The organism is Exobacillus caeni (assembly GCF_005747095.1).
Classification (GTDB): Bacteria; Bacillota; Bacilli; order Bacillales; family Guptibacillaceae; genus Exobacillus; species Exobacillus caeni.
Genome location: NZ_SWLG01000014.1, coordinates 36,838 through 61,053, shown reverse-complemented (window position 1 = coordinate 61,053; position 24,216 = coordinate 36,838). Strand labels below are relative to the sequence as shown.

Here is a 24,216-nt window from a genome sequence, read left to right as displayed (position 1 = left end):
AAGTTGGCTTAACTTTTCAGTGAGGAAGCCATCAAAGATGGATAGAAAAAATTACAATAATTAAACATCACCTGTCGGGTTCCGTCTACTACCTGGATATGCATCGGAACTATCCTGAAATAAAGAGAAATCAAAGAGAAGAAGGACCATATTATGAGGAGTTGTGCTTGTGATGTCATCCACCACAAATCGAGTATCACGTGAAGAAATCAAGGTTATATTGAGGGCAGCCGATGAACTTATTGCACAGGGAGGAAGAACACTCTTCGCCAAGATTTTAAAAGGTTCAAAGGAAAAGAAGGTTCGGGAGCTAGAACTGGATCGGTGTCCTGCTTATGGGTATTTTAAATCGGAGAAATTGGAAGCCGTCATGCAAAAAATCGATTGGATGGTCGATTATGATTTCCTGGATATCGAATATAGTGGTAAGCTGCCGTTGATTATTTATACGGATCGGGGCTGGCTGATTGAGTCCGATCAATTGACAGATGAACTTATAGAGGAATGGAAGGAATGGATCGATAAAGGGAAGAAAGAGCCAGATATGATTTATTTAAAGGATCGTAACAGGCAGATGATCCTATTGATGCTGGAGAAAATTAAAGAATCAGGTGATCAAGCGTTTATCCCTTATTTAAAATTATGGTACGAAGTTGAGTATATAAAGATGAAGGCTGAGATTCAAAAAACGATAGGAGCTTTGGAACGAAAAGAGCCGGTCGATGAGCTGGCCGTACAGGAAAGAAAAGCACGTATCACCAAAGCTTTAGAAGGATCGGCACCACAAGATCTTCTTATAAAATGCTGGTCATGTGGAGAGCGATTTACTTTTACAGTAGGAGAACAGCAGTTTTACAAACAAAAAGGATTTGCGCTACCGAAAAGATGTAAGGATTGCAGGTATTAGACGCCAGACAACCTTATGTGCAATTTTTTATGTTACGAGGAAATAAATGAAGCAGAAAGGAGTAGGTTGGGATGAAACACGGCCGGAACGATCCCTGTCCTTGTGGAAGCGGGAAGAAGTATAAAAAGTGCTGTGGAAAAGAAAATGTCGTATCGCTTCATCACATTTTAGAGGGAGAACTTCGTGAAATCCAGCAAGAAATCGTTGTTTTCGGTGTGGAAAACTATGGGGATTTAATGGAAGACTATCTAGAAGAGTACTATGAAGATTTAGCGATTCCTGATGAAGCGATGGATGTTTTTCATTTTTTTGCATGCCTATGGTTTATAACTTCTGTAAAAGTAAATGGTAAAACAATACTTGAAACGTTCATTGATAAAAATAAACATAACTATAAAAGACCAAGAGTAAAGGAAGCGCTTGAATCCTGGAAAAGTACCAGGCCGTCTATTTCGATTGTCAAGGAGATGGAAGATAACAACTATATCATCCTTGAAGATTATTTCACAGAAGAAGAGACGAAGGTGAAAATTTATGAAGTGGATGAGTATGCAGAACCCGGGAGCTTCATAATCGGCACTATTTTACCTGCTGGAGAAACAGCATTGTTTTTAGCTACATTCTTAGATATACCACCTGAAGAGGCGGATGAAATTGAAAATGAACTTCTAGATATTTATGATATAAGCAAGATAAGCGATCCGGAACAGTTTATAGTCAATAACTTCATAAAGATACTAGATCTTTTTTTATTTGGAGCTGAAGATACTTTAGATGATCTTATCTGGACTTCACCGGAACATGAGGAAATAGCGATTGCATTTCAACAATTTATGGAACAAAACCTTCCTGAAGGGGTAGAAGGGCCAGAGAAATTGGGTGTTGTCCTCTGGAATCAGTATTGTGAAGTGAAAAACCCTTTAATACAGAAGCCGGATGTTTATTTAAGTGCGCTTATCTATCTGGTTATTGACCTTTTGCCATTGGCCGGAGGAATAACTCAAAAACAGTTGGCCGAAGCATTCAACGTGTCTATCAGCAGTATTTCGTCAAAGGTCAGGGACATGAAACAGGTTCTAGAGAAAGAAATTAACGATTTTCTTGAAACAGTGAGGAATGACACGTTATTTGACGAAGAAGATTTATTTTAAGGCACATCGAATATTTGGCCATACAAGTTTAATAAAATCTATTTAGAAAAAAGCAGAGTGTTGTTCCTTAGCATCCTGTTTTTTTCTATTTTTTACTGGCATTTTTCAATGGATGCTTAAATATACACCAGGGTACCTTGTACATTTCTCAAAAAAACATATAATAAAAAGAACTTATGTCTGATAGGCCTTTATAGAGGAGACTGGTGTTATGTTCGAACTACTCTTAACGATGCTTGAAAGACTCGGGATTATCGTGACGATTGCGTTTGTCCTCACGCGGTTCCGCTTTTTTCAAAGTATGATATATCAAGAAAAATTGCTTGGAAAACAGCAGCTGAATGCAATTTTATTTTTCGGTTTTTTTGGGATCATAGGGACGTATACAGGCTTGACGTTCAACGCAGACACAGCTCAGTTCGATCCATGGGCTGTTGATTTAGGTTCCGATGAGGCGATTGCGAACTCCAGGGTAATCGGGATTGTGATCGCTGGCCTTCTCGGCGGGTACAAGGTTGGTATCGGAGCAGGGCTGATCGCCGGGGTTCACAGGCTTACACTTGGCGGTTTTACGGGCCTTGCATGCGGGTTAGCCGCGGTTGTTGCCGGTATGATATCTGGAGCTTTTTTTCAGCAAAAAAGGCATGTTAAGCTTCCGGTGGCTTTTTTTATCGGAGCGCTCGCAGAGACTGTTCAAATGGTCATCATCCTGTTAGTAGCGAAGCCGTTTGAAAAAGCGCTTTCCCTGGTCGAAGTAATCGGGATGCCGATGATCCTGGCGAATGGTATTGGGAGTGCCCTCTTTCTTTTGGTGATTAAAAATGTAGTTAATGAAGAGGAAAAGGCAGGTGCCCTTCAGGCCCAGAAAACACTTCGAATTGCCGACCAGACACTATCCTATCTGAGGGAAGGAATGACTGCCAGCTCCGCAAAGGCTGTTTGTGAGATCCTGTTCAATGAAATAAAGCCGATGGCTGTTGCGATGACGGACAAGACGAGCATTCTTGCCCATGTAGGACTTGCCGATGACCATCATCGTGCAGGCAGTCCTGTTCAAACCCACGTAACAAAAGAAGTTATCAAGAACGGGGAACTTGTTGTAGCGAATGATGAGACGATCCATTGTGTGAACAAAGAGTGCCCTCTGGGAGCCGCCGTCATTGCTCCATTAAAGCAGCGGGGAGAGACGATCGGCACATTAAAATTTTATTTTTCATCCGAAAAAGAAATAACGAATGTTATCCTGGAACTAATCTCAGGATTAAGCGTTCTTCTAAGTAACCAACTGGAAATAGCAGAAGCTGACAGAGCCCATCAATATGCTAAAGAAGCAGAAATCAAGGCACTTCAAGCCCAGATAAGCCCTCACTTTTTGTTTAATACGATGAATGTGATCGGCTCTTTGATCCGGATCGACCCCGCACAGGCCCGGAAACTGTTGATCTCATTATCCAACTTTTTACGGCAAAACTTAACTGGAACAACTGTAGAGGTCACTTCTTTAGAACAAGAACTAAAGCACGTCAAAGCTTATCTCGCAATCGAAGAGGCAAGGTTTGTCGACAAGTTGAAAGTTGAATATGAAATTGATGAAAACGCCCTGGCAGAAAGGGTTCCCCCTTTAACCCTTCAGCCGATAGTCGAAAATGCGATTAAGCACGGCATAAAGGATAAAGACGAAGACTGTGTGGTAAAAATAATCATCAAGAAAGCAGCTTCTGGTGTGGAAATTACAGTGAAAGACAACGGGCAGGGCATCAAGCAGGATAGATTAAAACTTATTGGCGAAAACAGCATGGAATCTGAGACAGGTACCGGTTTTGCGCTGTATAATATCAACCGCAGGCTCACGATGATGTTTGGTGAAAAGGCGGCATTGAATATAAAAAGCGAATTTGGCCTGGGAACAGAAGTTTTCTTTTTTATTCCGGGAATGGAGGATAACAGTGGAAAAATCAATCAAAGCATTAATAGTGGATGATGAACGATATAGCCGAGATGAATTAAAGCATCTATTAAGTGTTTTTCCTTCCATTCAAATTGTAGGAGAGGCAGATTCAGGAGAAAGTGCTGTTCTTCAGGCCATTCAACATGGACCGGATGTTGTGTTTTTGGATGTAGAAATGCCGAAAATGAACGGACTGGAAGCGGCAAAATCGCTTTTAGAGTTAAAGAAACGGCCGTTGATCGTTTTCGCTACAGCTTATCCCCAGTTTGCGGCAGAAGCCTTTCGGTATGAGGCGATCGATTATATCTTAAAGCCCTATGATGAAGAGCAATTAGAGCAAACAGTGTCCAGAATCGAAAGGCAGCTTATTCCGGAACCAAAAACGGATGTTCCTAAACCGCCAGGAAAGCTCGCTGTCGAAAATGAAGGGGAAATTCGTTACATCGATCCAAATGATATCCTTTATATCTACCGGGAAGAAAAGGTGTCCAAGATCACCACAAAAACCGGGGAATTTGAAATAAAGACTCCGTTAAAAGACCTTGAAAATCGTTTGGTTTCTTATCCGTTTTTCCGCATCCATAAGAGCTACATCGTAAACCTCGATTATGTAACAAGATTGATCCCATGGTTTAATGGTGCATATCAGCTTGAAATAGAAGGGACAACTGAAAAACTTTCTGTCAGCAGAAATTATGCAAAACCTCTGAGGCGGAAGCTGGAACTTTAAAAGGGTCTAGTCGAGCTTTTTTTATATCGACTACGCCTTACCTTTAAAACGATACTGGGGCACCTGAACGCCTACGAAAATACACTTCGCTAGAATAGGAGTAATATTGATCTTTTTGCAGGAGATCACTTCCAGCGCAGGTGGTCTGCCGCAAAGGTTTGCAACTTAAGAAAACGGCCCGAAGGAAAAATCCGAACCGATTCGAATTCTGATCAAAGAATTTTGAATCGGTTCGGATTTTTTTTCGGTTAAATACTTTTGTCCAGACCCCTATAGTGCACCATGCTTTCAAAAAGCTGCATCTTATCCTCTAATTTATGCATCATACACCTTCTATTTTACATCTTGGACTCGATTTTCACATTTTTGACACAGTTCGACTTATAATCTATGTAAACGCATTCATATTTCGTGAGGAGGATTTATCATGTATACATTTTTAGCCGGTATCGCTCTTTTGATTATAGGATACTTTACGTACGGTAAATTTGTTGAAAAAGTTTTCGGTGTGAACGAAGCAAGAACAACACCAGCCTTTACCCATAAGGATGGCGTCGACTACCTTCCGATGAATACAAAGAAAAATTCACTCATCCAGCTTTTGAACATAGCAGGTGTTGGTCCCATTTTTGGCCCGATTATGGGAGCTCTATACGGTCCCGTAGCCTTTCTCTGGATTGTATTAGGAGCTATCTTTGCGGGAGCTGTACATGATTATTTAACTGGAATGATTTCCATCCGTAACCGTGGTGCCCATCTTCCAGAGCTTGCAGGAAAATTTCTAGGCAAGTTTATGAAACATGTCGTAAACGCTTTCGCGGTTTTGCTGTTATTGTTAGTTGGTACTGTTTTCGTGACAGCTCCAGCAGGTTTACTTCATAATTTGATGAACGGTTGGGCTTCTATGGGCTTAATCCTCGGAGCTATCTTTGTATACTATATTTTGGCTACGTTGCTTCCGATCGATAAAATTATCGGCCGTTTTTATCCAGTTTTCGGTGCGCTTCTGTTGATCAGTGCCTTTGGAGTCGGTGGTATGCTTATCTTTACTGGAGCACCGATCCCTGAACTGGCGTTTACTAACTTACACCCTGATAATGCGCCGATTTTCCCATTGTTGTTCTTGACGATTTCTTGTGGAGCTCTTTCTGGATTCCATGCAACACAGACTCCGATTATCTCCCGTACAACTGAAAACGAAAAGAACGGTCGCAAAATCTTCTACGGCATGATGATCGCTGAAGGAATTATCGCAATGATCTGGGCTGCAGCAGCAATGAGTTTATTTGGTGGCTCTGTAGGACTAAACGAGCTTCTTGCTAACGGTGGACCGGCTGCTATAGTGAGTGAAGCTTCAACATTAATGCTCGGAGCAATCGGTGGTACGCTGGCAGTGCTTGGGGTTATCGTCCTTCCTATCACTTCCGGAGATACTGCTTTCCGAAGCTTAAGAATGATTATCGCGGATTACTTTAACTTTTCTCAAAAGAAAGTGGCGAGCAGACTTGTGATCGCACTTCCGCTGTTTGTTATCTCTTTTGCACTTACTAAAATTGACTTTACACTTCTATGGCGTTATTTCTCCTGGGCGAACCAATCAACAGCTGTCATTGCACTGTTCGTCGGAGCGATGTATCTCTATATCGCAAAGAAAAATTATTGGATTCCGCTGCTGCCAGGGGTGTTCATGCTAATGGCGACAACAACCTATATTTTAAATGCACCAATCGGATTTGGAATGGCTTTAAGCAGTTCCTATATAGGAGCCGCGACCATCTCTGTTATTCTTGTCGCAATCTTTTTCATCGCTGCTAAAAAGGCAAGAGCAAACGAAATTCCGCTTGAAGACGATATTTCAGGATGGAAGAAAACTGCATAGTTGTTTGTTGTACTCGATATGAAGATAACAATGCTAGAGGGATCGGTTCTCTCTGGTATTGTTATCATAACTCTATAAAAAGCGGGAATCTGTTTTGGATTCCTGTTTTTTAATTATACTGAGGGAAATCATTGGTGTTTTGCGAACATACATATCAAACAAACGTTTATTTGAAATATCAAACATTTATTTTATTGTAGTAAAAAAGACTTCGTTTTGGGGTGCTTTAGTTAGTAAAAATGCAACTTCACCCTTTTGCAAAATTCACGTAATATAGTCAGCGTTAGACAAATATTGCTAAATTTTTCATTAGGGGGAAACAAAATTGTTTAAGAAAGCTTTGGTTACTTCAGCCGTGGCCGGTGCTCTATTTTTAGCACCTGCGACAGGTGAGGCAGCATTAGGGGGACAAATCTTAAAGCAGGGTATGTCTAATTCAGACGTAAAAGAGTTGCAAACATTGCTTATGAGCAAAGGATACTTCTCATACCCTACTGCAACAGGTTATTTTGGTTCTATCACCACTTCAGATGTAAAAGATTTTCAGCGTTCAGCCGGAATAAAAGTTGATGGAATCGTAGGGCCGCAGACGGTAAGCGTATTAAAAAGCGCCGGTAGCAGTAGCAGCTTCGATCGGACGTTACGAATCGGATCAACCGGAAACGATGTAGAAGAGCTTCAGAAGAAATTAAAAACGCTGGGGCATTTTACCTTCTATAAAACGACAAATTATTATGGAACAATTACGGCAGATGCGGTGAAAAGCTTCCAACGCGCGAATGGCTTAACAGCCGATGGAATCGCAGGGTCAAATACTTTTCATGCTTTAAACAAGAAGTCTAGCTTCATGAAACCCACATCAGGAACTTTAACAGCTAAAACAGGAATGAGATGGGGAAGCAGACATACAGGCGTTGACATAGCTAAAGCTGGAACTGTTTCTGTTGTAGCGGCAGCTTCTGGAACAGTAGAACGTTCATATTATTCATCTACATACGGCAATGTTGTGTTTATCGCACATTCGATAGGTGGTCAAAAGTATACGACAGTTTATGCTCACATGAGAGAGAGAAAGGTGTCGGCAGGGCAAAGGGTATCCCAAGGGCAATTGCTCGGGCACCAGGGAAACACTGGAGATTCTTACGGCCAGCACTTGCACTTCGAACTTCATAAAGGATCATGGAACATTAACAAGACGAACATGGTTGATCCACTGGATTATATAACACTATAATTGCTGGGTGAAAGAGAGTCTGCCAATCTTAAAAGGTTGGCAGGCTTTTTCTGTTTTTACATAAAAAAACAGTTATAATTAACATAACAGAAACAGGAAAAGGAGTTAAGAATGATAAAAAGAATGGTTTGGATAACTAGTAGTCTCGTTGTTTTCATAACAGTTTCCTTATTGGTCGCAGGTGAATACTTTTATAATGTTGCGGTCAGTAGAAGCCATGATGCAGTCGACTTATATGGTGGAAGTGATGGAAAAGTAGAGGCGGCAAGCGCCATGGTCGAAGAAGAAAAACAGGCGAAACTTGAAGAAATCATGAAATGGACAGAAAGGCAGTCGTTTGAAACGGCTGAAATAGAATCAGAGGATGGCATAAGGCTGAAAGCAGTCTTTTTAAAAAATGAAAATTCAAACGGAAAGGCTGTTGTTTTAGCACATGGCTATAAAGGCAACCATACCCAAATGCCAGGTATCACGAAGTATTACTATGAGCTTGGCTACGATGTGTTGAAGCCGGATGCCAGGGGTCATGGTGACAGCGGTGGCGATTATATCGGATATGGCTGGGATGATCGAATAGATTATCAGCGATGGGTTCGGTATCTGATTGATGAAAAACAGGAAGAAACGATTTTCCTTCACGGCTTTTCGATGGGCGCTGCTACCGTTCTGATGACGAGCGGGGAAGAACTTCCTCCAGAGGTTAAAGGAATAATTGAGGATAGTGGCTACACATCTGTAGAGGAAGAACTGGCACATCAGTTAAAATACTTATATCATCTGCCGTCATTTCCGTTAATGCAAGTAACGAGTGCAGTGACAAAAGTTAGGGCAGGCTATTCGTTTGGGGAAGCATCAGCTCTTGAACAGGTGAAGAAAAATAAACTTCCACTGTTTGTGATCCATGGCGACCAGGATGAGCTTGTCCCAACTGAAATGGCCAGTCGCATTTACGAAGTGGCGGGTGGGATTAAAGAAATGTGGATCGTGCCAGGGGCAGGTCATACGGAAGCATACACGATAGCAGAAGAGGAATATCAGAAACGGTTGGGGAAGTTTCTTGAGAAAGCAAAGTTGGCCAAATGAAAATGGAAATTGATAAAAGGACAGGTTCTTATAATTTTAAAGAACCTGTCCTTTTAATCGTTAATTGGGTTTGTTTTTTCATTTTAATTTCATTTTCGTTTGCTATTATAGTTGCAAGAATACGACGGAGGTAAGGAAAATGAATAAAAAAACTACAGTGAAATGGTTTTCGGGTATTACTACAGCAGTGGTAGCAGCCACTTTTATAGGATTTGTACAAAACCATCAACTCACTGATAACAGTAATGCAGTAAGAGGAGAAGAATGGTCTGTTGATGCAGAAGAGAGTTACAGAGAAGCTTCCCGATACGGGAATGGGGAAAACAATCAAAGGTTAGATGGATTTGAAGACCATAGATATGGTGAAGAAGATGAGTATGAGGACCATGAGTTTGGAGAGGGAGAATATCAAGGGATGGAACCATCAGACAGAAGAACAAGGCACTCATGACAAAAAGTATTGAATTTTCATGTATGGGCTCGTCCTTTTTTGTGGAAGCAGAAAACCATGCTGAATTGAAACAGTGGTTTAACGATATAGAACAAACGTATTCCCGTTTTAGAAATGAAAGTTATCTTTCATGGTTTAATCGATTGGAACCATCAGATAAATGGGTCACCGTTTCTCCGGATTTCTATTCCATTTTAGTTGAAGTAACGGACTATATGAAAAGGATGGATGGCCTGTTCAATCCATTTTTGGGTGCACAGTTAAAGGCGCTTGGATATGATAGACCATTTTCCGAAATGAAAAGAAGAGGAATAAAGGCCTGTTTACCAGCTTATCACGAAAATAAAATTTTACTTCATTCCGGGCAGCCACTGGTCAAAAAACTGCAAAATGTTGAATTGGATCTCGGTGGATTTGTCAAAGGGTGGAGTGTTGACAGGGCTTATCACATGGCTCGTGGACATAACGTGTTTATAGATGGTGGAGGAGATATGCGGTTTTCTTTTGCAGAGCCGGAAGTGATCGGGATAATGAACCCGTTCGATAGCAATACAGATATCGTACAACTAAAGATAAGAAAAGGAGCGATCGCCACCTCAAATGTGTTGCATCGCCGCTGGCAAACAGAAGATGGATTTTATCATCATATTTTAAATGGGAAGACGGGTGAGAATCCGGAATCTGATGTTGTGCAAGTAACAGTTCTTGCCTCGAGCGTAAGAGAGGCGGAAGTTTATGCAAAAGTGCTCTGTATGATGAATGGAGAACTCGTGGAATCGTGGTTGGGGCAAAGAGACCGTTCGATTGCCGCGATTGTTATTACGGATGATAAAAAAATACGAATAACAGAAAATATAGCAGAATTTTGTGAAGGAGTGAAAACCGCATGGTCATCACAACATGGGAATGGACAAGGATCTCAGGTCTAACGTCCTTTTGCCTTCTTTTTTTATCGATATTTGCAGGGCTTTTGCATAGCTCTGGTCTTATTCCTTTGAAATGGAAAGGTTCCTGGAACTTATTTCATCAATTTACAGGATGGATAGGCTTCTTAATCATAATTTTTCATGGGACGGTATTACTCTTTGATAGCTATGTGAGCTATCATTGGTACGAAGTTTTTATTCCTTTTTATTCCGATGAACATCGGCTTTTGAATGGAATTGGAACGGTTGCACTTTACGGAGTCTTTCTAATTTTGCTTTCATCCGATATGATGAAGATAGTAGGACGTTCGGTTTGGAAGAAAATCCATCTCTTTTCTCTGCCTGCTTATTTGCTGGCGCTTGCCCATGGAGTGTTGATCGGGTCTGACAGCACAACCGAACCGATGATGGCCCTTTATTTCGGAACTTCTATCCTTCTCATAACAGCATTTTGTTTAAAAAGGTTTTATGTTAGCTTTCAGAAGAAAGGTCGTCATGTAGCAAAAGGGGGAAGATTATAAATGAATATATTACTGGCAGAAGACGATCAAAAGTTAGGTCGTCTTCTTGTGCATAAGTTAAAAAAAGAATTTCATCAAGTAGATTGGGTGCAAGATGGACAATCTGCTGTTGATTATGCGATATCACATCCATATGAAGTGGTTATTTTAGATTGGATGATGCCGAAGATGAGCGGCCAGGAAGTGTGTGCTGTGCTCCGGAAAGAGAACTGCCCGTCCTCCATTTTAATGCTTACTGCACGTGATAGTGTAGATGACCGTGTGATCGGCCTGGATTCTGGTGCAGATGACTATATGGTAAAACCGTTTGAGTTCAATGAACTGTTTGCGCGCATTCGAGCACTGGCACGAAGAGCTGCCAAACCTCTTCAACAAGAAACGATCGCAATCGGGCCGCTTGTCTTAAATAAAACAGCCCATACCCTTAGAGCGGAAGAACAGGAGATTATGCTCACGTATAAGGAGTACCAGTTAATGGAGGCGTTAATGATAAACGCTGGACGTGTTCTGACAAGAGAGCAGTTAATTGATAAGATCTGGGGCATCGATGCGGAAGTTTCAGATAATAACCTGGATTCCCTTGTGAAATTAACGCGAAAAAAGCTGAGAGATGCAAAGACGGACCATGTAATTAAAAGTGTACGGAATGTAGGTTATCAAATCGGATGGATAACATGATAAAGAAGACAAAGAAGCGACTCATGTGGATCTTCGCTATACTAACGATGCTTTTTCTTTTATTGTTTGTGGTTATTGCTTATATAGCGGTGTCAAATTCGATTTTAAGCGACCAAAAAGAAAAGGCCATCGAAATGATTTCAAACAAATCTGTCTCCCATTTGATTCATGAGGCCAATGAACCTTATGAAAGAACAAAGGGAAGCTTGTTAGCGGTTGTAACGCCAACAGGAGAGATAGTCCATCGGCACGGCGAATCGATTGATAACATTATAAAGGGGTGGACTCCAGATTCACTGGAATCTAGAGAAATAGATGAAGATAATCGCGAGTATTTGTTCGTCGCAAAGCCGATTGAAGCAGGTGGATATGTTTACAGCGGGGTGGACATTACACAACAAAAAGAAGTGTTGAACCGGCTTTTTACAGTCCTGATCTTACTCACAGTCCTTTTTACATTTGCTGCGATGGGACTTTCTTTTTTGATGGCAGGAAAGGCTATCGGGCCTATTATTAATTCTTTTAAACGTCAGCGTGAATTTGTTAATGATGCTTCCCATGAGCTCCGGACACCATTGAGTATTTTATCTGCCGGCCTTGAGATCTTAGAAGAGGAAGAGGAGAACCATCTTTCTGAATTTTCAAGGCAAACAGTCAATGATATGTCCGCTGAGGTGAGGCGAATGACTTCGCTCGTTAACGATTTATTGCTTCTTGCCCGGTCAGATTCGGGGAAGTTAGTTTTAGTAAAGGAAAAGTTCGATCTGTCAGGGCTAGTCAGCCGATCCGTCCGAGCGTTCTCTAAAGTCGTTCAGGACAATGGGCTATCGATTACTAGCGAAATACAAGAGAATGTGCATATGTCTGGAGACCGGGAAAGGATCCAGCAGGTGATTTATCTGTTCCTGGATAATGCAGTCAAATACAATCAAAAAAACGGAACGATCCATGTCCGGCTAACTTCAACAGAGAAAAAGGTTTATATCCTGGTCAAAGATTCCGGGATCGGAATACCTCCTGAGCACCTAACAAAGATATTCGAACGCTTTTATCGGGTTGATAAAGCCCGTTCACGAAATTTAGGAAGTAATGGTATCGGTCTTTCTATTGCCCGCTTTATTGTAGAAGCTCATGGGGGGAACATTGAAGTGAACAGTACCGTAGGAGAAGGAACCTCTTTCTTAATCGTGTTGTATAAATAAGTTTCTATCACACGCCTCTCGATTTTGGTGAAGGTTTATCTTTAAAGCTTGTAGAAACTTATTATAGATAAGAAAAATTAAAATATAGCATACAGTTTTTTGAAAGGGGTTTTGTCATTGAGTGAAAAAAATTCTTTAGCAAAAGCGTTTAAAAGCACAAGATACCAGATCTCCGGCCACGGAAAAAGAGACGTGCAAGTATTAAAAGATGCATTTGAAAATATAGGTGGCGGTCAAGAAAGCGATCTTTACGGGACAGGCCAGGTTATTAAAGATTTTCAGGATAAAATGGCAGGGATTTTAGGGAAAGAAGCTGCTGTGTTCTTTCCGAGCGGTACGATGGCCCAGCAGATTGCGCTCCGGATATGGTGCGACAAAAAGGGAATTAAAAAAGTAGCCTACCATCCATTGAGCCACTTAGAAATCCATGAAGAAGATGGTTTGAAAGAACTGCATCACATCGAACCTGTTTTACTTGCTGATAAAAACAGAGTGATCGAACTGGAAGACGTAGTGAACATGGAAGAGGAAGTCTCCTGTTTGTTGCTCGAACTGCCCCAGCGCGAGATCGGAGGCCAATTACCGGACTACGAAACACTTGAATCAATTTCTGTATACTGCCGGGAAAAAGGGATTGCGTTACATTTAGACGGAGCAAGGTTATTTGAAGTGCTTCCATACTATAAAAAATCTGCTGCTGAAGTTTCTGCTCTTTTCGATAGTGTCTATGTATCTGTTTATAAAGGGATCGGCGGCATTGCGGGGGCGGTTCTAGCAGGAAGTGAAGCGATTATTAAAGAATCAAAAGTATGGAAAAGGCGCCACGGTGGTGATTTGATCAGCCTTTATCCGTATATTATCAGTGCTGATTATTATTTTGATCAAAGAGCCGGTAAGATGGAACAGTACTATGAAGATGCGAGGGAGCTTGCAGGTCTGTTCAATCGATGTGCCGGTGTTTCAACGTTACCGTTAGAGCCGGTTTCAAATATGTTCCATGTCCATATTCAAGCTCCTAAAGAAAAGCTGGAATCAGCATTAACAGACATTTACGAAGAAACTGGTATCGGCTTAACGAGCTATTTAAGAGAAAACGATAATGAGGGATATTATTTTGAAGTAAGCATTGGCGACCAATATACACGGGTGTCAGAGGAAACGTTAAAGAAAGCATTTCAAATGCTCGATGAGAGGCTTGGCGAAGTTATTAACGCTTAAATAAATAGATGACATAAGTCAGGTAAGTTCTTTTTAGTCGAAAAGAACTTACCTTTTTTTTGAAAGTCTCTAATAAGCTACACATTAGAGATGAACTGCGACATACGGATGGATGACCGCTACGGAAAGCGAACTGCCCGGAGCGGAAATCAATGCTGCAATTGCGTCGCAGTCTATCTCTTTTAAGCAAAAACAAAAATCTTTTAGAAAAGAGCCTTTTTGAAAAAATGTTGCTTTTTTATCAGAAATAGCATATAGTACATTACAACAGTAATGCACTATGTCTCTTTTCCTGGAGGTGGAGATTTGATCCTTAACTCGGACAGTATGAAGCCGATCTATATCCAGATTGCCGAATGGCTTGAAACTGAAATTATAAGTGAAAACATCAACCCGCATCAAAAGATTTACTCTCAGTACCAGCTTGCAGAGATGTTTAATATTAATCCGGCAACCGCTGCAAAAGGACTGAATATTTTAGCGGATGAAAAAGTGCTGTATAAAAAACGGGGACTTGGAATGTTTGTGACTGATGAAGCAAAAGAAACCATTCTTTCAAAACGTAAGAATGAGACGTTGAAAACGCTGGTAGTCGATCTTGTGAAAGAAGCGGATTATCTAAATGTTAGCGAAATAGAATTAATCCAGATGGTTAAGGATGCAAGCTCATGCATAAAGGGGGATGGGAAATGAATGTGATTGAATGTAAAGGGCTCACGAAAGTGTACGGGAAGACTAAAGCCCTCAACGATATATCATTCACGCTTACGGAAAATAAAATTACTGGCCTGATCGGAAGAAACGGTGCAGGTAAAACAACACTGCTCAAAATTATTTCGGGTTATTTAAAAGAAACATCAGGTGAAGTCAAAGTATTTTCCGAATCTCCTTTTAACAATTTAAAAGTATCGGCAAACCTCATCTTTGTAAACGAGGAAATGAGCTATCCGGGGTCCTTGAACTTAGGGGAGATCCTAAAAGCAGCAGCGACCTTTTATGAAAACCTGGATATGGAACTGGCTGAACGATTAATGAACTATTTTTCACTGGATTTACGTCAATACCATACGAGTCTATCAAAAGGAATGAGGAGCACCTTTAACACGATTGTCGGTATTTCCTCTCGTTGTGCACTAACCGTTTATGATGAACCGACATCTGGAATGGATGCAGGTGTAAGAAAAGATTTTTATAGGGCTTTGCTGAAAGACTATATCGCTTATCCCCGCACAATTCTTTTATCAAGCCATCTTTTAAATGAAGTTGAAGATATATTGGAAGATATCCTGTTGATAAAAAGTGGAGAAAAGTACCTTCACATGGCAATGGGCGACTTGAAAGAATATGCAATCGCGCTTAGCGGGAGATCAGTTTCTATCACAAAGTGGGCCGAGGAAAGAAAAGTGATTTTTCAAAAAAGCCTGGGCGCCGGAAGTTCTTATATCGTTGTAAAAAATGATCTTTCTGCCTTAGAGATCGAGCAAGCAAGGAACGAGGGGATCGAACTCATGCCTGTTTCTGCTGATGATCTTTGCGTGTATTTAACGAATAAAACCATAGGGGGGATCGATGATGTATTTAGCAGAAGCTAGAATGCAAGATGTAGTGAAAAAGCAGCTGCAATTTAAGCTGAAAGCATACAGGGGTGTTTTCACTTCTCTAATTGCAGTACAGGTACTGGCAATACTGTTCTCGCTTGGAGGGATTGGAATGAGCGGGGGCGAAACTGAAAATTTTTCATATGAAGCTAACTATTATTCGGGAAACATTGTTATTGTATTAACAATGTTATGGGGCTTCATCACCGCGGTCCTTCTTACAACCAGGGCATATCGGTTCGATGACTTTTCTTTTGTGACGAACAGGGTGAGCAGTAATGTATCAAATATTTATTTTCTTATAGTTTCATGTATTCTAGCAGGTATTACTGCTATGCTATCAAGCTTTTTACTTAAAGTATTGGTCATAAGTTTTGTAAATACTGACGCATTTGTTCAGGCTTCTGTTTCTTTTCCCGAATACAGTACTGGAATGATTGGGACTATCCTTTACATCATTCTCTTTTCTGCTCTCGGCTACCTCGTCGGGATGTTTACGCAGATTCACAAATCTTTAATTGTGTTACTTCCTGTCTTGTTGTTAAGCACACTGATCCTTTCGACGGGTCATCCTGAGTTGATTCAAAACATCATTGGCTTTTTTGGCAATGAAAACTCATTTTTGGTATTCGCTTTAAAAACGATTATTACAGCTGTGGTTCTTTTTGGAGCGTCTCTTCTGGTTTCGGGACGAATGGAGGTGAAGCAATGATTATTATTAGCCTCCTACTTGCTTTTATCTCAGTTATTGCTGGAATTTATATTTTTAATGCGTTCATGGGAAAGTATCATATTAAAAAGCCTTTGAAGTGGATATTTGGAGGATATGCGATTATTTTGATCGGTTCGGTATTGATATACTTCATGCTGCCTGAGGATACGTTTACACACGCCAAAACATACAGTGATGAAGAAATAATGCAAGAAGAGAAAAATCAGGAGGAGCTGTACCGGCTTGCTCTTAATGGAAAGATCGACCAGGTCGATGATAAGTATATTACGCAACAGTGGGAGTTTGAGTTGAAAGATGACCGGCTCGTTCTCACTGCGCCTGAACCCCAGCATTCAGCAGTTACCGTGTTAGCTGAAAGGGCGGGTACCGATAAAAAAATAAAGATTGATTATTATGGCATGAAAAGAATCGTAGGGAACGTGGATGTCAGCAGCAAAGTAAAAGCTCCTGAACTGGAGTTTGGGGAAAACACCATCCATATACGAAAAAGAGAGAAGGTTAATGTTAAGGTTGCTAACTTTTCAAAGGAGTTTACTGTAAAGCAATTTTCCGATGGGAAAAAGTCAGAATCGCGCATGAGCGCTATGATGGATCAGGACTTCCTATATATGCAGATACCAGTGGGTGTTGAAGTTACTGGCGGTGTTATTTTTATAGATGAATAACAAATATTGAAAAAAGTTCCAGACAATGATACTGGAACTTTTTTATAGACGACTAGCCTTTGTTGATTAATAAAAGCATTTCTTCCCGAACAGCTGCCCATGCTTCAGTAGAAGTATCGATAATCATAAAATGCTCAGCATCTGGCAACTCAACTAATTTCACAAAGTCGCCGGCTTCTTGCGCCTCGCGGTGATAGTGGTCGCTTATACCTATCGGGACATTGATATCAAGGGCACCGTGGACGAGAACCTGCTGTACTCCTAAAGGCAGCAATTCGATAGGGGAAGCCTCCTTATAACGTTCTGGATGTTCTTCGGGGCTCCCCTTTAACAATTCAGCTGTCGGATTATTTGGATCCAGGGAAAACAATTTATCTCTGAAGTGGTGTACACCATACATCATATCGAGATCGCTGACACCTGCTAAACTAACAACAGCCGAAATAGGAAGAGGATTATTGGTAATATGTAATTCACTCTTATCTGGTATACGGTGGCGTCCTGCAAGCCATAACGCAAGATGGCCACCGGCAGAGTGTCCGATCGTGATCACTCTGGTAAGATCAAGCGGATAGGTGTCTGCCAGAGTAGAAACATAATCGGTGGCAAGTGCCACATCCGTTAACGTACCGGGCCATGCTCCGCCTTCTTGTCCAACCCGCCGATATTCGATATTCCATGTGGCAAATCCATTTGCAGTTAAGTCTTCGGCCATATCTGTCATCAGATCAAGCCCAAAGTGAGCCTTCCAAAACCCTCCATGAATAACGACCGCGACGGGATGAGGCCCTTTTCCCTCAGGGAGACGAAGTTCCCCAAATTGGTTTTCATTTTCCCCATAAAAAATCTTTTCCATCGTTTTCACCTCTTATATGAAGATATTGTTTATTAACGTTATTGATTGGGATAGTCACAATACTCGATGATTGCGCCTCCTGTGTCTGCAGGGTTCAAATAGATTAACCTTCTCCCATGCTTGTTCACACGAAGAGTCTCTTTCATTACTCTTATTCCCTTTAATTCCAATTCTTGTAAAGCTTTATCAAGATCTCTGACCCGGTAAGCGATATGATGGACACCCTTTCCCTTTTGCTTGATAAAGCGGGCGATGGGAGAAGTCGTATTGTTAGTAGGAGAGAGTAACTCGGTTCTATTCCCGTTCACTTCCATGACCGCAATTTCACTTTCGACTCCTTTAGCCTCACTCCTATAGCGGTCAATAAGATCAGCGCCTAATATATCAGTATAAAAAGAGATGCTTTCTTCTAAATCACGGACTGCGACCCCAATATGATCCAGCGATTTGTTCATTTTTGCTCACCTTCCTCTTAAATGACTCTATACATACAGTATAAACTTTCCCTGTTTGGTTGTCTTTACAGCAAGTGGTATAATGAATTGAAAAACATGATTAAATACTGGAGGAATTATGCTTACATTTGAAGAAAAGCTTGCAGTTATAGAATCGTTTCCTGAATTGAAACGGAAAGATGTATCCCTTGGACGAGTTAATTTTCATTACGAAGATAGTGCGATAGACAAGAAGAATGTGGTCTACCATTTGCATCCGAATGGAAATGGGTTTGTATACGCTGAATTGATCGGCAGTTACAAAACCGATGAGAGAGGCATGGTTAATATTCGCGATTTTTCAGAAAGAAGGCTGCATCGGATTATTGAGCTAGCAATTGAGTCAATGGCATCAGATGCTGATGAAAAATCGGTTGAAACAGACTTTACCGAAGAGCGATGGGTAAATGCTGAAAACCATTCGCTAATGTTAGTTAAGGAAGAAGACCTGTGGAACGTTTATGCAGGACTAAACCTGGACGGGACATTTACAACATACGGTGAAGCAACAGAGTATCTTGAAGAAGAAGGTTTTAGAAGGGCTTAGTGGGGGTTATTTCTCAAAGTACCGAAACCATCCAGTAAATTGGGTGGTTCTTTTTATATGGCTCTTTTCGCATACTTATTCCTTTATAAGCTTCACATTTGAGATGAACTGCGCCGTAATTGCAGCATTGATTTCCACTCCGGGCAGTTCGCTTTCCGCGGGCAACGCTTCAGCTTCCTCGTCAGCAAAGAACGCTTCCTGCGGGATCTTCAGCTGTTGCTTTTCCCGCAGGAGTCGACTGCCCTCTGCTCCAATCAACTGAAGTGTTTGATAGTTAATCCTTGAATGAAAACTACAAAGCAAATCTTAGCGAAGGAAATCACGTAGACTCCTCGAAAATGAACATCATATTTTCTTCGTGCGATGTCTTGCTGCCGTAGCCTTTCTTATCCTGTGGGACAGCGAAGACGTTGAGACCCCGCAGTGTAGAAAGGTGGAGGCGAACGCCCAGGGACGTATGGATTAGACTGACTCGTATGGAGATAAAGAAAACACGGCGAACGAAAGAGAGTCGATGTTGCCTTATCGCAAGGAGGTGAGGGAAATCCACTAGTCTCTGTGAGCCGTAACCAGACAGGCGATCTTTGCGATCGAGGAGGCTCAGCGCGAGCCCGCGGAAAGCGTAGTGTATTTCCGTAGCGGTCAGCAGTTTGCTATGTCGCAGTTTATCTCTTTTGCGCAAAACCAACAATCTTTTAGAAACCTTATAAAAGACTTTTTAAGGAGGATGTAATGAAGCTGCTTGGAGCTGTGTTCGCGTTTTTTGTAACTGACTTCTTTTTCCATGTTATTGATGCTTTTGCGTTCGGATTAAAGGCCGAGACCCAGATGGAGCGAATCGGAGCGGTGGTGTTTGGCATATGTGTGCTATTAATCTTAATGGTGCTTTTTAAAAGGATATTTTCGGCTTCCTTTTTTCATGGTTTTACCGTCGCTACCGGACTTTTTCTAAGTTTTGACATTGTCGTTTTTCACTGGGTTTTCCAGCTTCATCGTATTACAAACGGACCGGAGGCTAACTGGTTGGAACCCGTTCTTGTTGTGGCAGGTGCAGTATTGGTATGGCAGGGAGTAAAAAAGGAAAAAACAACTAATAGAAAAGCCTCCGGGGATGAGAAGTTATCAGAACCAGTTAAAGGAAGCTTTTAATGTTAAAATAGTAGTTATCAACAGAATTTCTTATTGGGTTTATTTTATAAATATAAAGGATGAAGCAACTTGGATATCCAATCTATTAAAGTGGCAAAAGTTGAAAATATAAGTACTCATGACTTTCATATTATTGATGTTCGTTCTCCAAAAGAATATGAAGAATTCCATTTGCCGGAAGCGGTAAATGTGCCGATCTTTTCCAATGAAGAACGTGCCAGGGTAGGGACCATGTATAAACAGATTGGCCAGGATGATGCCAAACAGCTCGGTATAGAACTGGTTTCTCCTAAGCTTTCCGGTTTCTATCAGAAATTGAGGGAGCTGCAGGAACAAGAGCAAAAGCCTGTACTGATCTATTGTGCAAGAGGCGGAATGAGAAGCAAGAGCATTGCCTCTGTTATGACGATGATGGGATTGGACTGTAAGCAGCTCGAGGGCGGAATACGGGCGTATCGCCAGCATGTTGTCGTTGAGCTTGAAAGGTTTAAGCAGCAGGACAAGCCTTTTATCGTTCTTGAAGGCCATACTGGTACAAGAAAGACAGAATTTCTTGAGCGCCTCCAGCTGGAAGGGTATCCGGTGATCGATCTGGAAGGTATGGCCGGGCATCGCGGTTCTTTGTTCGGGCACGTTGGTTTAAAGCAGCGCTCACAGAAAGAATTTGAAAGCCTTCTTTATCAACGTCTTGAAGAGTTGAAAGACGCTGAGTACTACATCATCGAGTCAGAGAGCAAGAAAATAGGAAATTTGTTTGTTCCCAAATGGATACTAAAAGGAAAAGAAGAAGGTACAAGGATTCGAATGCATGATGCTTTGACAAGCAGGGTAGATTTTATTTGCCAGATCTATAAACCTGAAGAGCATGCTGAGGAGTTGAGGGGAGGGCTCCAGAGAGTTCTTAAACAGCTGCCTGATGATGTACGGGCAGACGTTATCGAAAACTTTGAAAAAGACGATTATTGGAAGGTTATAAAAGACCTTCTCGTTCACTATTATGATCCACGTTATGATCATGCAGCACAGAGGTATCATTCCGAGGTTATCGATATCCAGATGGACCAGGAAGATGATGTTTTACTTGTGATTAAAAAGACCATCGATGATATAGTGTCAAAGCAGGCAGTCTTTAGTAATGTAAAAGAAAGACAGTGAGCAAACTTACCGTTGCTCACTGTCTTTCTTGATTTAAGCCTGTCCCTTTTTGCTTATCCTGTCGATCACTTGATGAAGGTCATCCGGTTTGTAAAATTCGATCGGAGAAAATCCTTTTTCAAAGTTGACTGTTTCAGCTTCGATAAGGAGAACATAGCGTCCGTTTACTTTTGCTAGATGCACCGTGTCGCCGAAATCGGCAAGCAACGATTTGACCGAGATGTGATCGAGCTTTAGTTTCAGCTCAACCTCCGGGGACTGTTCAACGATGTGGGAGGTTGCTTCGACGACCTGCTCAGTTGATAGGCGTTCCTGAATTTCTCGTTTTGGCGTGATCGCCCATTCTTCGATTGCCTCTTCAAACTCTCTTTTCTCCTCGCTTTCTTCCGGAAACGTTTCCTGGATATGGCTCTGGACCATCCCCATCGTCTGTGTTTTTACAATCTCAGGCATCGATTGCTCGTATTCGATAAACTTTAAGAAGTCTTCGAAATAGCGGGCATGGGAAGCCTGGTGAATCTTGATCTCCGCGTTATCGACCATGCCTTCTTCAGGCATATACGGATATTGGATCGACTTCATGTTTTTCGTTGTGATCGCCATTTCTACATTGTGAATCAATGTTGATTCGTCAGTAATGCTAGCGACCTTAGGTTCGAAATCACACTTTACGATAAATAAGAACGGATCATCAAAGAATTTGGTTAGCTTTGCGGTTGCGACAAGGAGAGCCCCGCCACGGATGGCGCTTGTATCCATATACATCCTGACGATCTGTTCTGCAGCACTTCTGAATTCATCTGGAGAGCCGGCGAACCGGGTCTTATGGAACAGGTTATAGTTCGGGTTTGACGTCAGTTCATGGCCGGGCTCCACAATGAAACGGCCGATTTTAGTCGGGGCACCTTCCGACTTAGAATGGCGTTCCACTTTTCTTTTCGTAATCTTTGCGAATTCCCCATCAAGGAATGTCTTTAACGGACTGCTTTCATAGTCTGCATGATTGAGTGTCTGAAAATGCTTAAACTGCTTATTTTGATCTTCCCCTGTACCTTCTACCTGGATCAGATAAAAGGATAAATAATTTATGTTAAACTCCATTTTTGACCACCTGTCTCTTTCGGTTCATTTTTTCAGTATAGAAAAGCAACTGGCTTTCGTCAATAATACGAAAGAGCTTTATAGATTGGCCAAAAGGTGCTAAAACGAAACCCATTTTAAGCGGGGTAAAATATAATCATAATATCTTCAAGTCATATATCTTGAATTCGAGATATTTATCGGATATGATTTGAGTAGGGAATAAAAGTTGGAATCTTTCAGAGGGATACTTGGAAAAATAAAAAAATTATCATGCTATGGAAGGTGTGGAAAAATGGAACGTAATCTAAAGCCGTTAAAAGGAATTCATCACGTATCAGCGCTGACAGCAGATGCAAAACGAAATTTTCAATTTTATACAGAAACACTTGGGATGAGGCTTGTAAAAAAATCGATCAACCAGGATGATACTTCGGTCTATCATTTGTTTTATGCAGATGAAAGAGGCAACCCGGGTACCGACTTGACGTTCTTTGAAATTCCGAATGCCGGGCGTAACCAAAGGGGGAACAACAGCATTTCCGGAACATCGCTGAGGGTTCCAGATGATGAATCGTTAAACTACTGGAAAAAGCGTTTTGAGGAGGAAAACGTACAACATGAAGAAATATCCAGTCAAAGCGGCCGTGCAACGTTAGCGTTCGAGGATTTTGAAGGCCAGAGAATGATTCTTGTTTCTGATGAAAACAATGAGGGAGCAGAAGGCGGGAAGCCATGGAAAAAGAGCCCGGTCCCGGAAGAGAATGCTGTTTACGGCCTTGGACCGGTTCACCTGACTGTGCCGAATGCTGACCCAACAGAAAAGGTTCTCACTGAAATCCTTGGCTTTCGTGAAACTCGGAAGTATCCTTCAAGTGTGCAAGGGCAAAAGGATATTCGGGTTTTTGAAACCGGGGAAGGCGGTACAGGAGCAGAGGTCCATCTCGAAGAAAGAAGCGACCTCCCGCCGGAAAGGCTTGGCCGTGGAGGTGTTCACCACGTAGCTTTTAGAGTAGAGGATGAAGAAGAAATTCGGAAATGGGCGCAGCTAATGAAAGAACTGCGTATTCCTAATTCAGGATTTGTGGAGCGTTATTACTTCCGTTCCCTTTATTTCAGAGAACCGAATGGCATTCTTTTCGAGCTGGCGACAGACGGCCCGGGCTTTGAGGGCGATGAAGATTTTGAACATTTAGGGGAAAGGCTTTCCTTGCCTCCGTATTTTGAAGATCAGCGGGAAGAGATCGAAGCAAAGCTTAAGCCTTTAAAAACAAGCAATTAAGCGAAGGGGGGAGGTAAAAGAATGGAACATATTTTTAAAGAAGGAAATAAAGAAGCGCCAGTGCTGTTGCTGCTACATGGTACTGGAGGCAATGAACGTGACCTGCTTCCGGTCGCAGAGATGATTGATCCGAATGCTTCTGCTCTCGGTGTAAGAGGTAATATTGTAGAAAACGGCATGCCCCGCTTCTTCCGCCGTGTAGCAGAAGGTGTGTTTGATGAGGAGGACCTGGTCTTCCGTACAAAAGAGCTGCACGAATTTATCAATGAGGCTGCAGAGAAATACGGGTTTGACCGCAATAAAGTTGTCGCTGTAGGCTATTCGAACGGTGCCAACATAGCAGGAAGCCTTTTGCACCATTATAAGGATTCGCTTGCTGGAGCTATTTTATTTAAAGCAATGGTGCCTTTGAGAGGTATCGAGCTCCCTGATCTGAGTGATATCCCGGTGTTTATTGCAGCAGGAAAGCAAGATCCTTTAATCCCACCTTCTGAAACAAGTGAATTGGTAAGTGCTTTGCAAAATGCGAATGCCAGCGTGACAGAGCACTGGAGCGATATCGGACATCAGTTAACAAGGGAAGAGATCGATTTAGCCACTTCCTGGTATAAAGAACATTTTACGAAAAGTTAAGGTACACATAAGCCTCCTCGAACGGATCGAAGAGGCTTTTTTGTGTCCCAACTTGTAAATTTAGACAAATCAAGCTTTTTTCTTTAAAAATTAAAA

Annotated in this window: 25 protein-coding genes and 1 pseudogene; 22 read left to right on the top strand and 4 right to left on the bottom strand. The window is 41.6% G+C overall.

The annotated features are described in order from the left end of the window. The first annotated feature begins 172 nt into the window (after window positions 1-172). The 17 genes and pseudogenes from FCL54_RS17615 (at window position 173) to FCL54_RS17535 (ending at window position 16,924) form a co-directional block, all read left to right on the top strand. The gene (locus FCL54_RS17615; RefSeq protein ID WP_138128273.1) at window positions 173-907 is read left to right on the top strand and encodes an RQC-minor-1 family DNA-binding protein; all 735 of its coding nucleotides are present in this window, start codon (window positions 173-175) and stop codon (window positions 905-907) included. Between the two features lie 71 nt (window positions 908-978). Beyond that, on the top strand, window positions 979-2,058 hold the full coding sequence (locus tag FCL54_RS17610) for an SEC-C metal-binding domain-containing protein (protein ID WP_138128208.1): 1,080 nt from the start codon (window positions 979-981) through the stop codon (window positions 2,056-2,058). Window positions 2,059-2,269: 211 nt separating this feature from the next. Beyond that, complete coding sequence (locus FCL54_RS17605; RefSeq protein WP_138128206.1) at window positions 2,270-4,039, top strand: sensor histidine kinase; 1,770 nt, start codon at window positions 2,270-2,272, stop codon at window positions 4,037-4,039. After that, window positions 4,005-4,736, top strand: coding sequence for a LytR/AlgR family response regulator transcription factor (locus tag FCL54_RS17600; protein ID WP_138128204.1), 732 nt, complete (start codon window positions 4,005-4,007; stop codon window positions 4,734-4,736). Before FCL54_RS17605 ends, FCL54_RS17600 begins: the two co-directional genes overlap by 35 nt. A 427-nt stretch (window positions 4,737-5,163) precedes the next feature. Beyond that, complete coding sequence (locus FCL54_RS17595) at window positions 5,164-6,615, top strand: carbon starvation CstA family protein (protein ID WP_138128202.1); 1,452 nt, start codon at window positions 5,164-5,166, stop codon at window positions 6,613-6,615. 445 nt (window positions 6,616-7,060) lie between these two features. Further along, window positions 7,061-7,849 (top strand): annotated as a pseudogene (locus FCL54_RS24765) (peptidoglycan-binding protein); the annotation flags it as partial. Between the two features lie 111 nt (window positions 7,850-7,960). Continuing rightward, window positions 7,961-8,932 carry an alpha/beta hydrolase gene (locus tag FCL54_RS17585; RefSeq protein ID WP_138128201.1) on the top strand — a complete coding sequence of 324 codons (972 nt, stop codon included), beginning with the start codon at window positions 7,961-7,963 and terminating at the stop codon, window positions 8,930-8,932. Between the two features lie 139 nt (window positions 8,933-9,071). After that, window positions 9,072-9,383 (top strand): hypothetical protein, encoded by a 312-nt coding sequence (locus tag FCL54_RS17580; RefSeq protein WP_138128199.1) that lies wholly within the window; start codon window positions 9,072-9,074, stop codon window positions 9,381-9,383. Then, the gene (locus FCL54_RS17575; protein ID WP_138128197.1) at window positions 9,380-10,312 is read left to right on the top strand and encodes an FAD:protein FMN transferase; all 933 of its coding nucleotides are present in this window, start codon (window positions 9,380-9,382) and stop codon (window positions 10,310-10,312) included. The genes FCL54_RS17580 and FCL54_RS17575 overlap by 4 nt, the downstream gene beginning before the upstream one ends. Next, window positions 10,270-10,830 carry a ferric reductase-like transmembrane domain-containing protein gene (locus FCL54_RS17570; protein WP_138128195.1) on the top strand — a complete coding sequence of 187 codons (561 nt, stop codon included), beginning with the start codon at window positions 10,270-10,272 and terminating at the stop codon, window positions 10,828-10,830. Before FCL54_RS17575 ends, FCL54_RS17570 begins: the two co-directional genes overlap by 43 nt. Next, on the top strand, window positions 10,831-11,508 hold the full coding sequence (locus FCL54_RS17565; protein ID WP_138128193.1) for a response regulator transcription factor: 678 nt from the start codon (window positions 10,831-10,833) through the stop codon (window positions 11,506-11,508). It abuts the gene before it with no gap. Beyond that, complete coding sequence (locus tag FCL54_RS17560; protein WP_171016903.1) at window positions 11,505-12,710, top strand: sensor histidine kinase; 1,206 nt, start codon at window positions 11,505-11,507, stop codon at window positions 12,708-12,710. Before FCL54_RS17565 ends, FCL54_RS17560 begins: the two co-directional genes overlap by 4 nt. Window positions 12,711-12,827: 117 nt before the next feature. After that, window positions 12,828-13,928 carry a beta-eliminating lyase-related protein gene (locus tag FCL54_RS17555; protein ID WP_138128189.1) on the top strand — a complete coding sequence of 367 codons (1,101 nt, stop codon included), beginning with the start codon at window positions 12,828-12,830 and terminating at the stop codon, window positions 13,926-13,928. Window positions 13,929-14,234: 306 nt separating this feature from the next. Continuing rightward, entirely contained in the window at window positions 14,235-14,621 is a 387-nt protein-coding gene (locus FCL54_RS17550) for a GntR family transcriptional regulator (protein WP_138128187.1), read from the top strand. Then, window positions 14,618-15,520 (top strand): ABC transporter ATP-binding protein, encoded by a 903-nt coding sequence (locus FCL54_RS17545; RefSeq protein ID WP_138128185.1) that lies wholly within the window; start codon window positions 14,618-14,620, stop codon window positions 15,518-15,520. The genes FCL54_RS17550 and FCL54_RS17545 overlap by 4 nt, the downstream gene beginning before the upstream one ends. After that, window positions 15,498-16,238 (top strand): hypothetical protein, encoded by a 741-nt coding sequence (locus tag FCL54_RS17540; RefSeq protein ID WP_171016902.1) that lies wholly within the window; start codon window positions 15,498-15,500, stop codon window positions 16,236-16,238. The genes FCL54_RS17545 and FCL54_RS17540 overlap by 23 nt, the downstream gene beginning before the upstream one ends. Continuing rightward, the gene (locus FCL54_RS17535; protein WP_138128181.1) at window positions 16,235-16,924 is read left to right on the top strand and encodes a hypothetical protein; all 690 of its coding nucleotides are present in this window, start codon (window positions 16,235-16,237) and stop codon (window positions 16,922-16,924) included. The genes FCL54_RS17540 and FCL54_RS17535 overlap by 4 nt, the downstream gene beginning before the upstream one ends. Before the next feature lie 52 nt (window positions 16,925-16,976). Here FCL54_RS17535 and FCL54_RS17530 read toward each other — a convergent pair whose 3' ends face one another. Beyond that, window positions 16,977-17,780, bottom strand: coding sequence for an alpha/beta hydrolase family protein (locus FCL54_RS17530; RefSeq protein WP_138128180.1), 804 nt, complete (start codon window positions 17,778-17,780; stop codon window positions 16,977-16,979). Window positions 17,781-17,818: 38 nt separating this feature from the next. Further along, window positions 17,819-18,235 (bottom strand): VOC family protein, encoded by a 417-nt coding sequence (locus tag FCL54_RS17525; protein WP_138128178.1) that lies wholly within the window; start codon window positions 18,233-18,235, stop codon window positions 17,819-17,821. A gap of 118 nt (window positions 18,236-18,353) precedes the next feature. Between FCL54_RS17525 and FCL54_RS17520 the strand changes: the two genes are divergently transcribed. Next, window positions 18,354-18,821, top strand: a complete 468-nt coding sequence (locus FCL54_RS17520) for a hypothetical protein (protein WP_138128176.1) — start codon at window positions 18,354-18,356, stop codon at window positions 18,819-18,821. Window positions 18,822-18,896: 75 nt separating this feature from the next. Here FCL54_RS17520 and FCL54_RS17515 read toward each other — a convergent pair whose 3' ends face one another. Continuing rightward, window positions 18,897-19,079: a hypothetical protein gene (locus FCL54_RS17515; protein WP_138128174.1), complete on the bottom strand. Its 183-nt coding sequence runs from the start codon at window positions 19,077-19,079 to the stop codon at window positions 18,897-18,899. A 474-nt stretch (window positions 19,080-19,553) separates the two neighbouring features. Between FCL54_RS17515 and FCL54_RS17510 the strand changes: the two genes are divergently transcribed. Continuing rightward, window positions 19,554-19,970, top strand: a complete 417-nt coding sequence (locus tag FCL54_RS17510) for a hypothetical protein (RefSeq protein WP_138128172.1) — start codon at window positions 19,554-19,556, stop codon at window positions 19,968-19,970. 69 nt (window positions 19,971-20,039) lie between these two features. Then, window positions 20,040-21,125: a tRNA 2-selenouridine(34) synthase MnmH gene (gene mnmH / locus FCL54_RS17505; protein WP_138128170.1), complete on the top strand. Its 1,086-nt coding sequence runs from the start codon at window positions 20,040-20,042 to the stop codon at window positions 21,123-21,125. Between the two features lie 33 nt (window positions 21,126-21,158). Here mnmH and FCL54_RS17500 read toward each other — a convergent pair whose 3' ends face one another. Continuing rightward, on the bottom strand, window positions 21,159-22,226 hold the full coding sequence (locus FCL54_RS17500) for a DUF3900 domain-containing protein (protein WP_138128168.1): 1,068 nt from the start codon (window positions 22,224-22,226) through the stop codon (window positions 21,159-21,161). 274 nt (window positions 22,227-22,500) lie between these two features. Here FCL54_RS17500 and FCL54_RS17495 point away from each other — a divergent pair, with 274 nt between their 5' ends. After that, window positions 22,501-23,487 (top strand): ring-cleaving dioxygenase, encoded by a 987-nt coding sequence (locus FCL54_RS17495; protein WP_138128166.1) that lies wholly within the window; start codon window positions 22,501-22,503, stop codon window positions 23,485-23,487. Between the two features lie 21 nt (window positions 23,488-23,508). Further along, complete coding sequence (locus FCL54_RS17490) at window positions 23,509-24,120, top strand: alpha/beta hydrolase (protein WP_138128164.1); 612 nt, start codon at window positions 23,509-23,511, stop codon at window positions 24,118-24,120. The last annotated feature ends 96 nt before the right edge of the window (window positions 24,121-24,216 follow it).

What these genes read in the sequence shown, in the direction of transcription:
- FCL54_RS17615 (WP_138128273.1), top strand. Translation starts at nt 173, where the DNA reads ATGTCATCCACCACAAATCGAGTATCACGTGAAGAAATCAAGGTTATA.
- FCL54_RS17585 (WP_138128201.1), top strand. Translation starts at nt 7,961, where the DNA reads ATGATAAAAAGAATGGTTTGGATAACTAGTAGTCTCGTTGTTTTCATA.
- FCL54_RS17575 (WP_138128197.1), top strand. Translation starts at nt 9,380, where the DNA reads ATGACAAAAAGTATTGAATTTTCATGTATGGGCTCGTCCTTTTTTGTG.
- FCL54_RS17560 (WP_171016903.1), top strand. Translation starts at nt 11,505, where the DNA reads ATGATAAAGAAGACAAAGAAGCGACTCATGTGGATCTTCGCTATACTA.
- FCL54_RS17605 (WP_138128206.1), top strand. Translation starts at nt 2,270, where the DNA reads ATGTTCGAACTACTCTTAACGATGCTTGAAAGACTCGGGATTATCGTG.
- FCL54_RS17520 (WP_138128176.1), top strand. Translation starts at nt 18,354, where the DNA reads ATGCTTACATTTGAAGAAAAGCTTGCAGTTATAGAATCGTTTCCTGAA.
- FCL54_RS17580 (WP_138128199.1), top strand. Translation starts at nt 9,072, where the DNA reads ATGAATAAAAAAACTACAGTGAAATGGTTTTCGGGTATTACTACAGCA.
- FCL54_RS17525 (WP_138128178.1), bottom strand. Translation starts at nt 18,235, where the DNA reads ATGAACAAATCGCTGGATCATATTGGGGTCGCAGTCCGTGATTTAGAA.
- FCL54_RS17495 (WP_138128166.1), top strand. Translation starts at nt 22,501, where the DNA reads ATGGAACGTAATCTAAAGCCGTTAAAAGGAATTCATCACGTATCAGCG.
- FCL54_RS17610 (WP_138128208.1), top strand. Translation starts at nt 979, where the DNA reads ATGAAACACGGCCGGAACGATCCCTGTCCTTGTGGAAGCGGGAAGAAG.
- FCL54_RS17565 (WP_138128193.1), top strand. Translation starts at nt 10,831, where the DNA reads ATGAATATATTACTGGCAGAAGACGATCAAAAGTTAGGTCGTCTTCTT.
- FCL54_RS17490 (WP_138128164.1), top strand. Translation starts at nt 23,509, where the DNA reads ATGGAACATATTTTTAAAGAAGGAAATAAAGAAGCGCCAGTGCTGTTG.
- FCL54_RS17540 (WP_171016902.1), top strand. Translation starts at nt 15,498, where the DNA reads ATGATGTATTTAGCAGAAGCTAGAATGCAAGATGTAGTGAAAAAGCAG.
- FCL54_RS17510 (WP_138128172.1), top strand. Translation starts at nt 19,554, where the DNA reads ATGAAGCTGCTTGGAGCTGTGTTCGCGTTTTTTGTAACTGACTTCTTT.
- FCL54_RS17570 (WP_138128195.1), top strand. Translation starts at nt 10,270, where the DNA reads ATGGTCATCACAACATGGGAATGGACAAGGATCTCAGGTCTAACGTCC.
- FCL54_RS17500 (WP_138128168.1), bottom strand. Translation starts at nt 22,226, where the DNA reads ATGGAGTTTAACATAAATTATTTATCCTTTTATCTGATCCAGGTAGAA.
- FCL54_RS17530 (WP_138128180.1), bottom strand. Translation starts at nt 17,780, where the DNA reads ATGGAAAAGATTTTTTATGGGGAAAATGAAAACCAATTTGGGGAACTT.
- FCL54_RS17595 (WP_138128202.1), top strand. Translation starts at nt 5,164, where the DNA reads ATGTATACATTTTTAGCCGGTATCGCTCTTTTGATTATAGGATACTTT.
- FCL54_RS17535 (WP_138128181.1), top strand. Translation starts at nt 16,235, where the DNA reads ATGATTATTATTAGCCTCCTACTTGCTTTTATCTCAGTTATTGCTGGA.
- FCL54_RS17545 (WP_138128185.1), top strand. Translation starts at nt 14,618, where the DNA reads ATGAATGTGATTGAATGTAAAGGGCTCACGAAAGTGTACGGGAAGACT.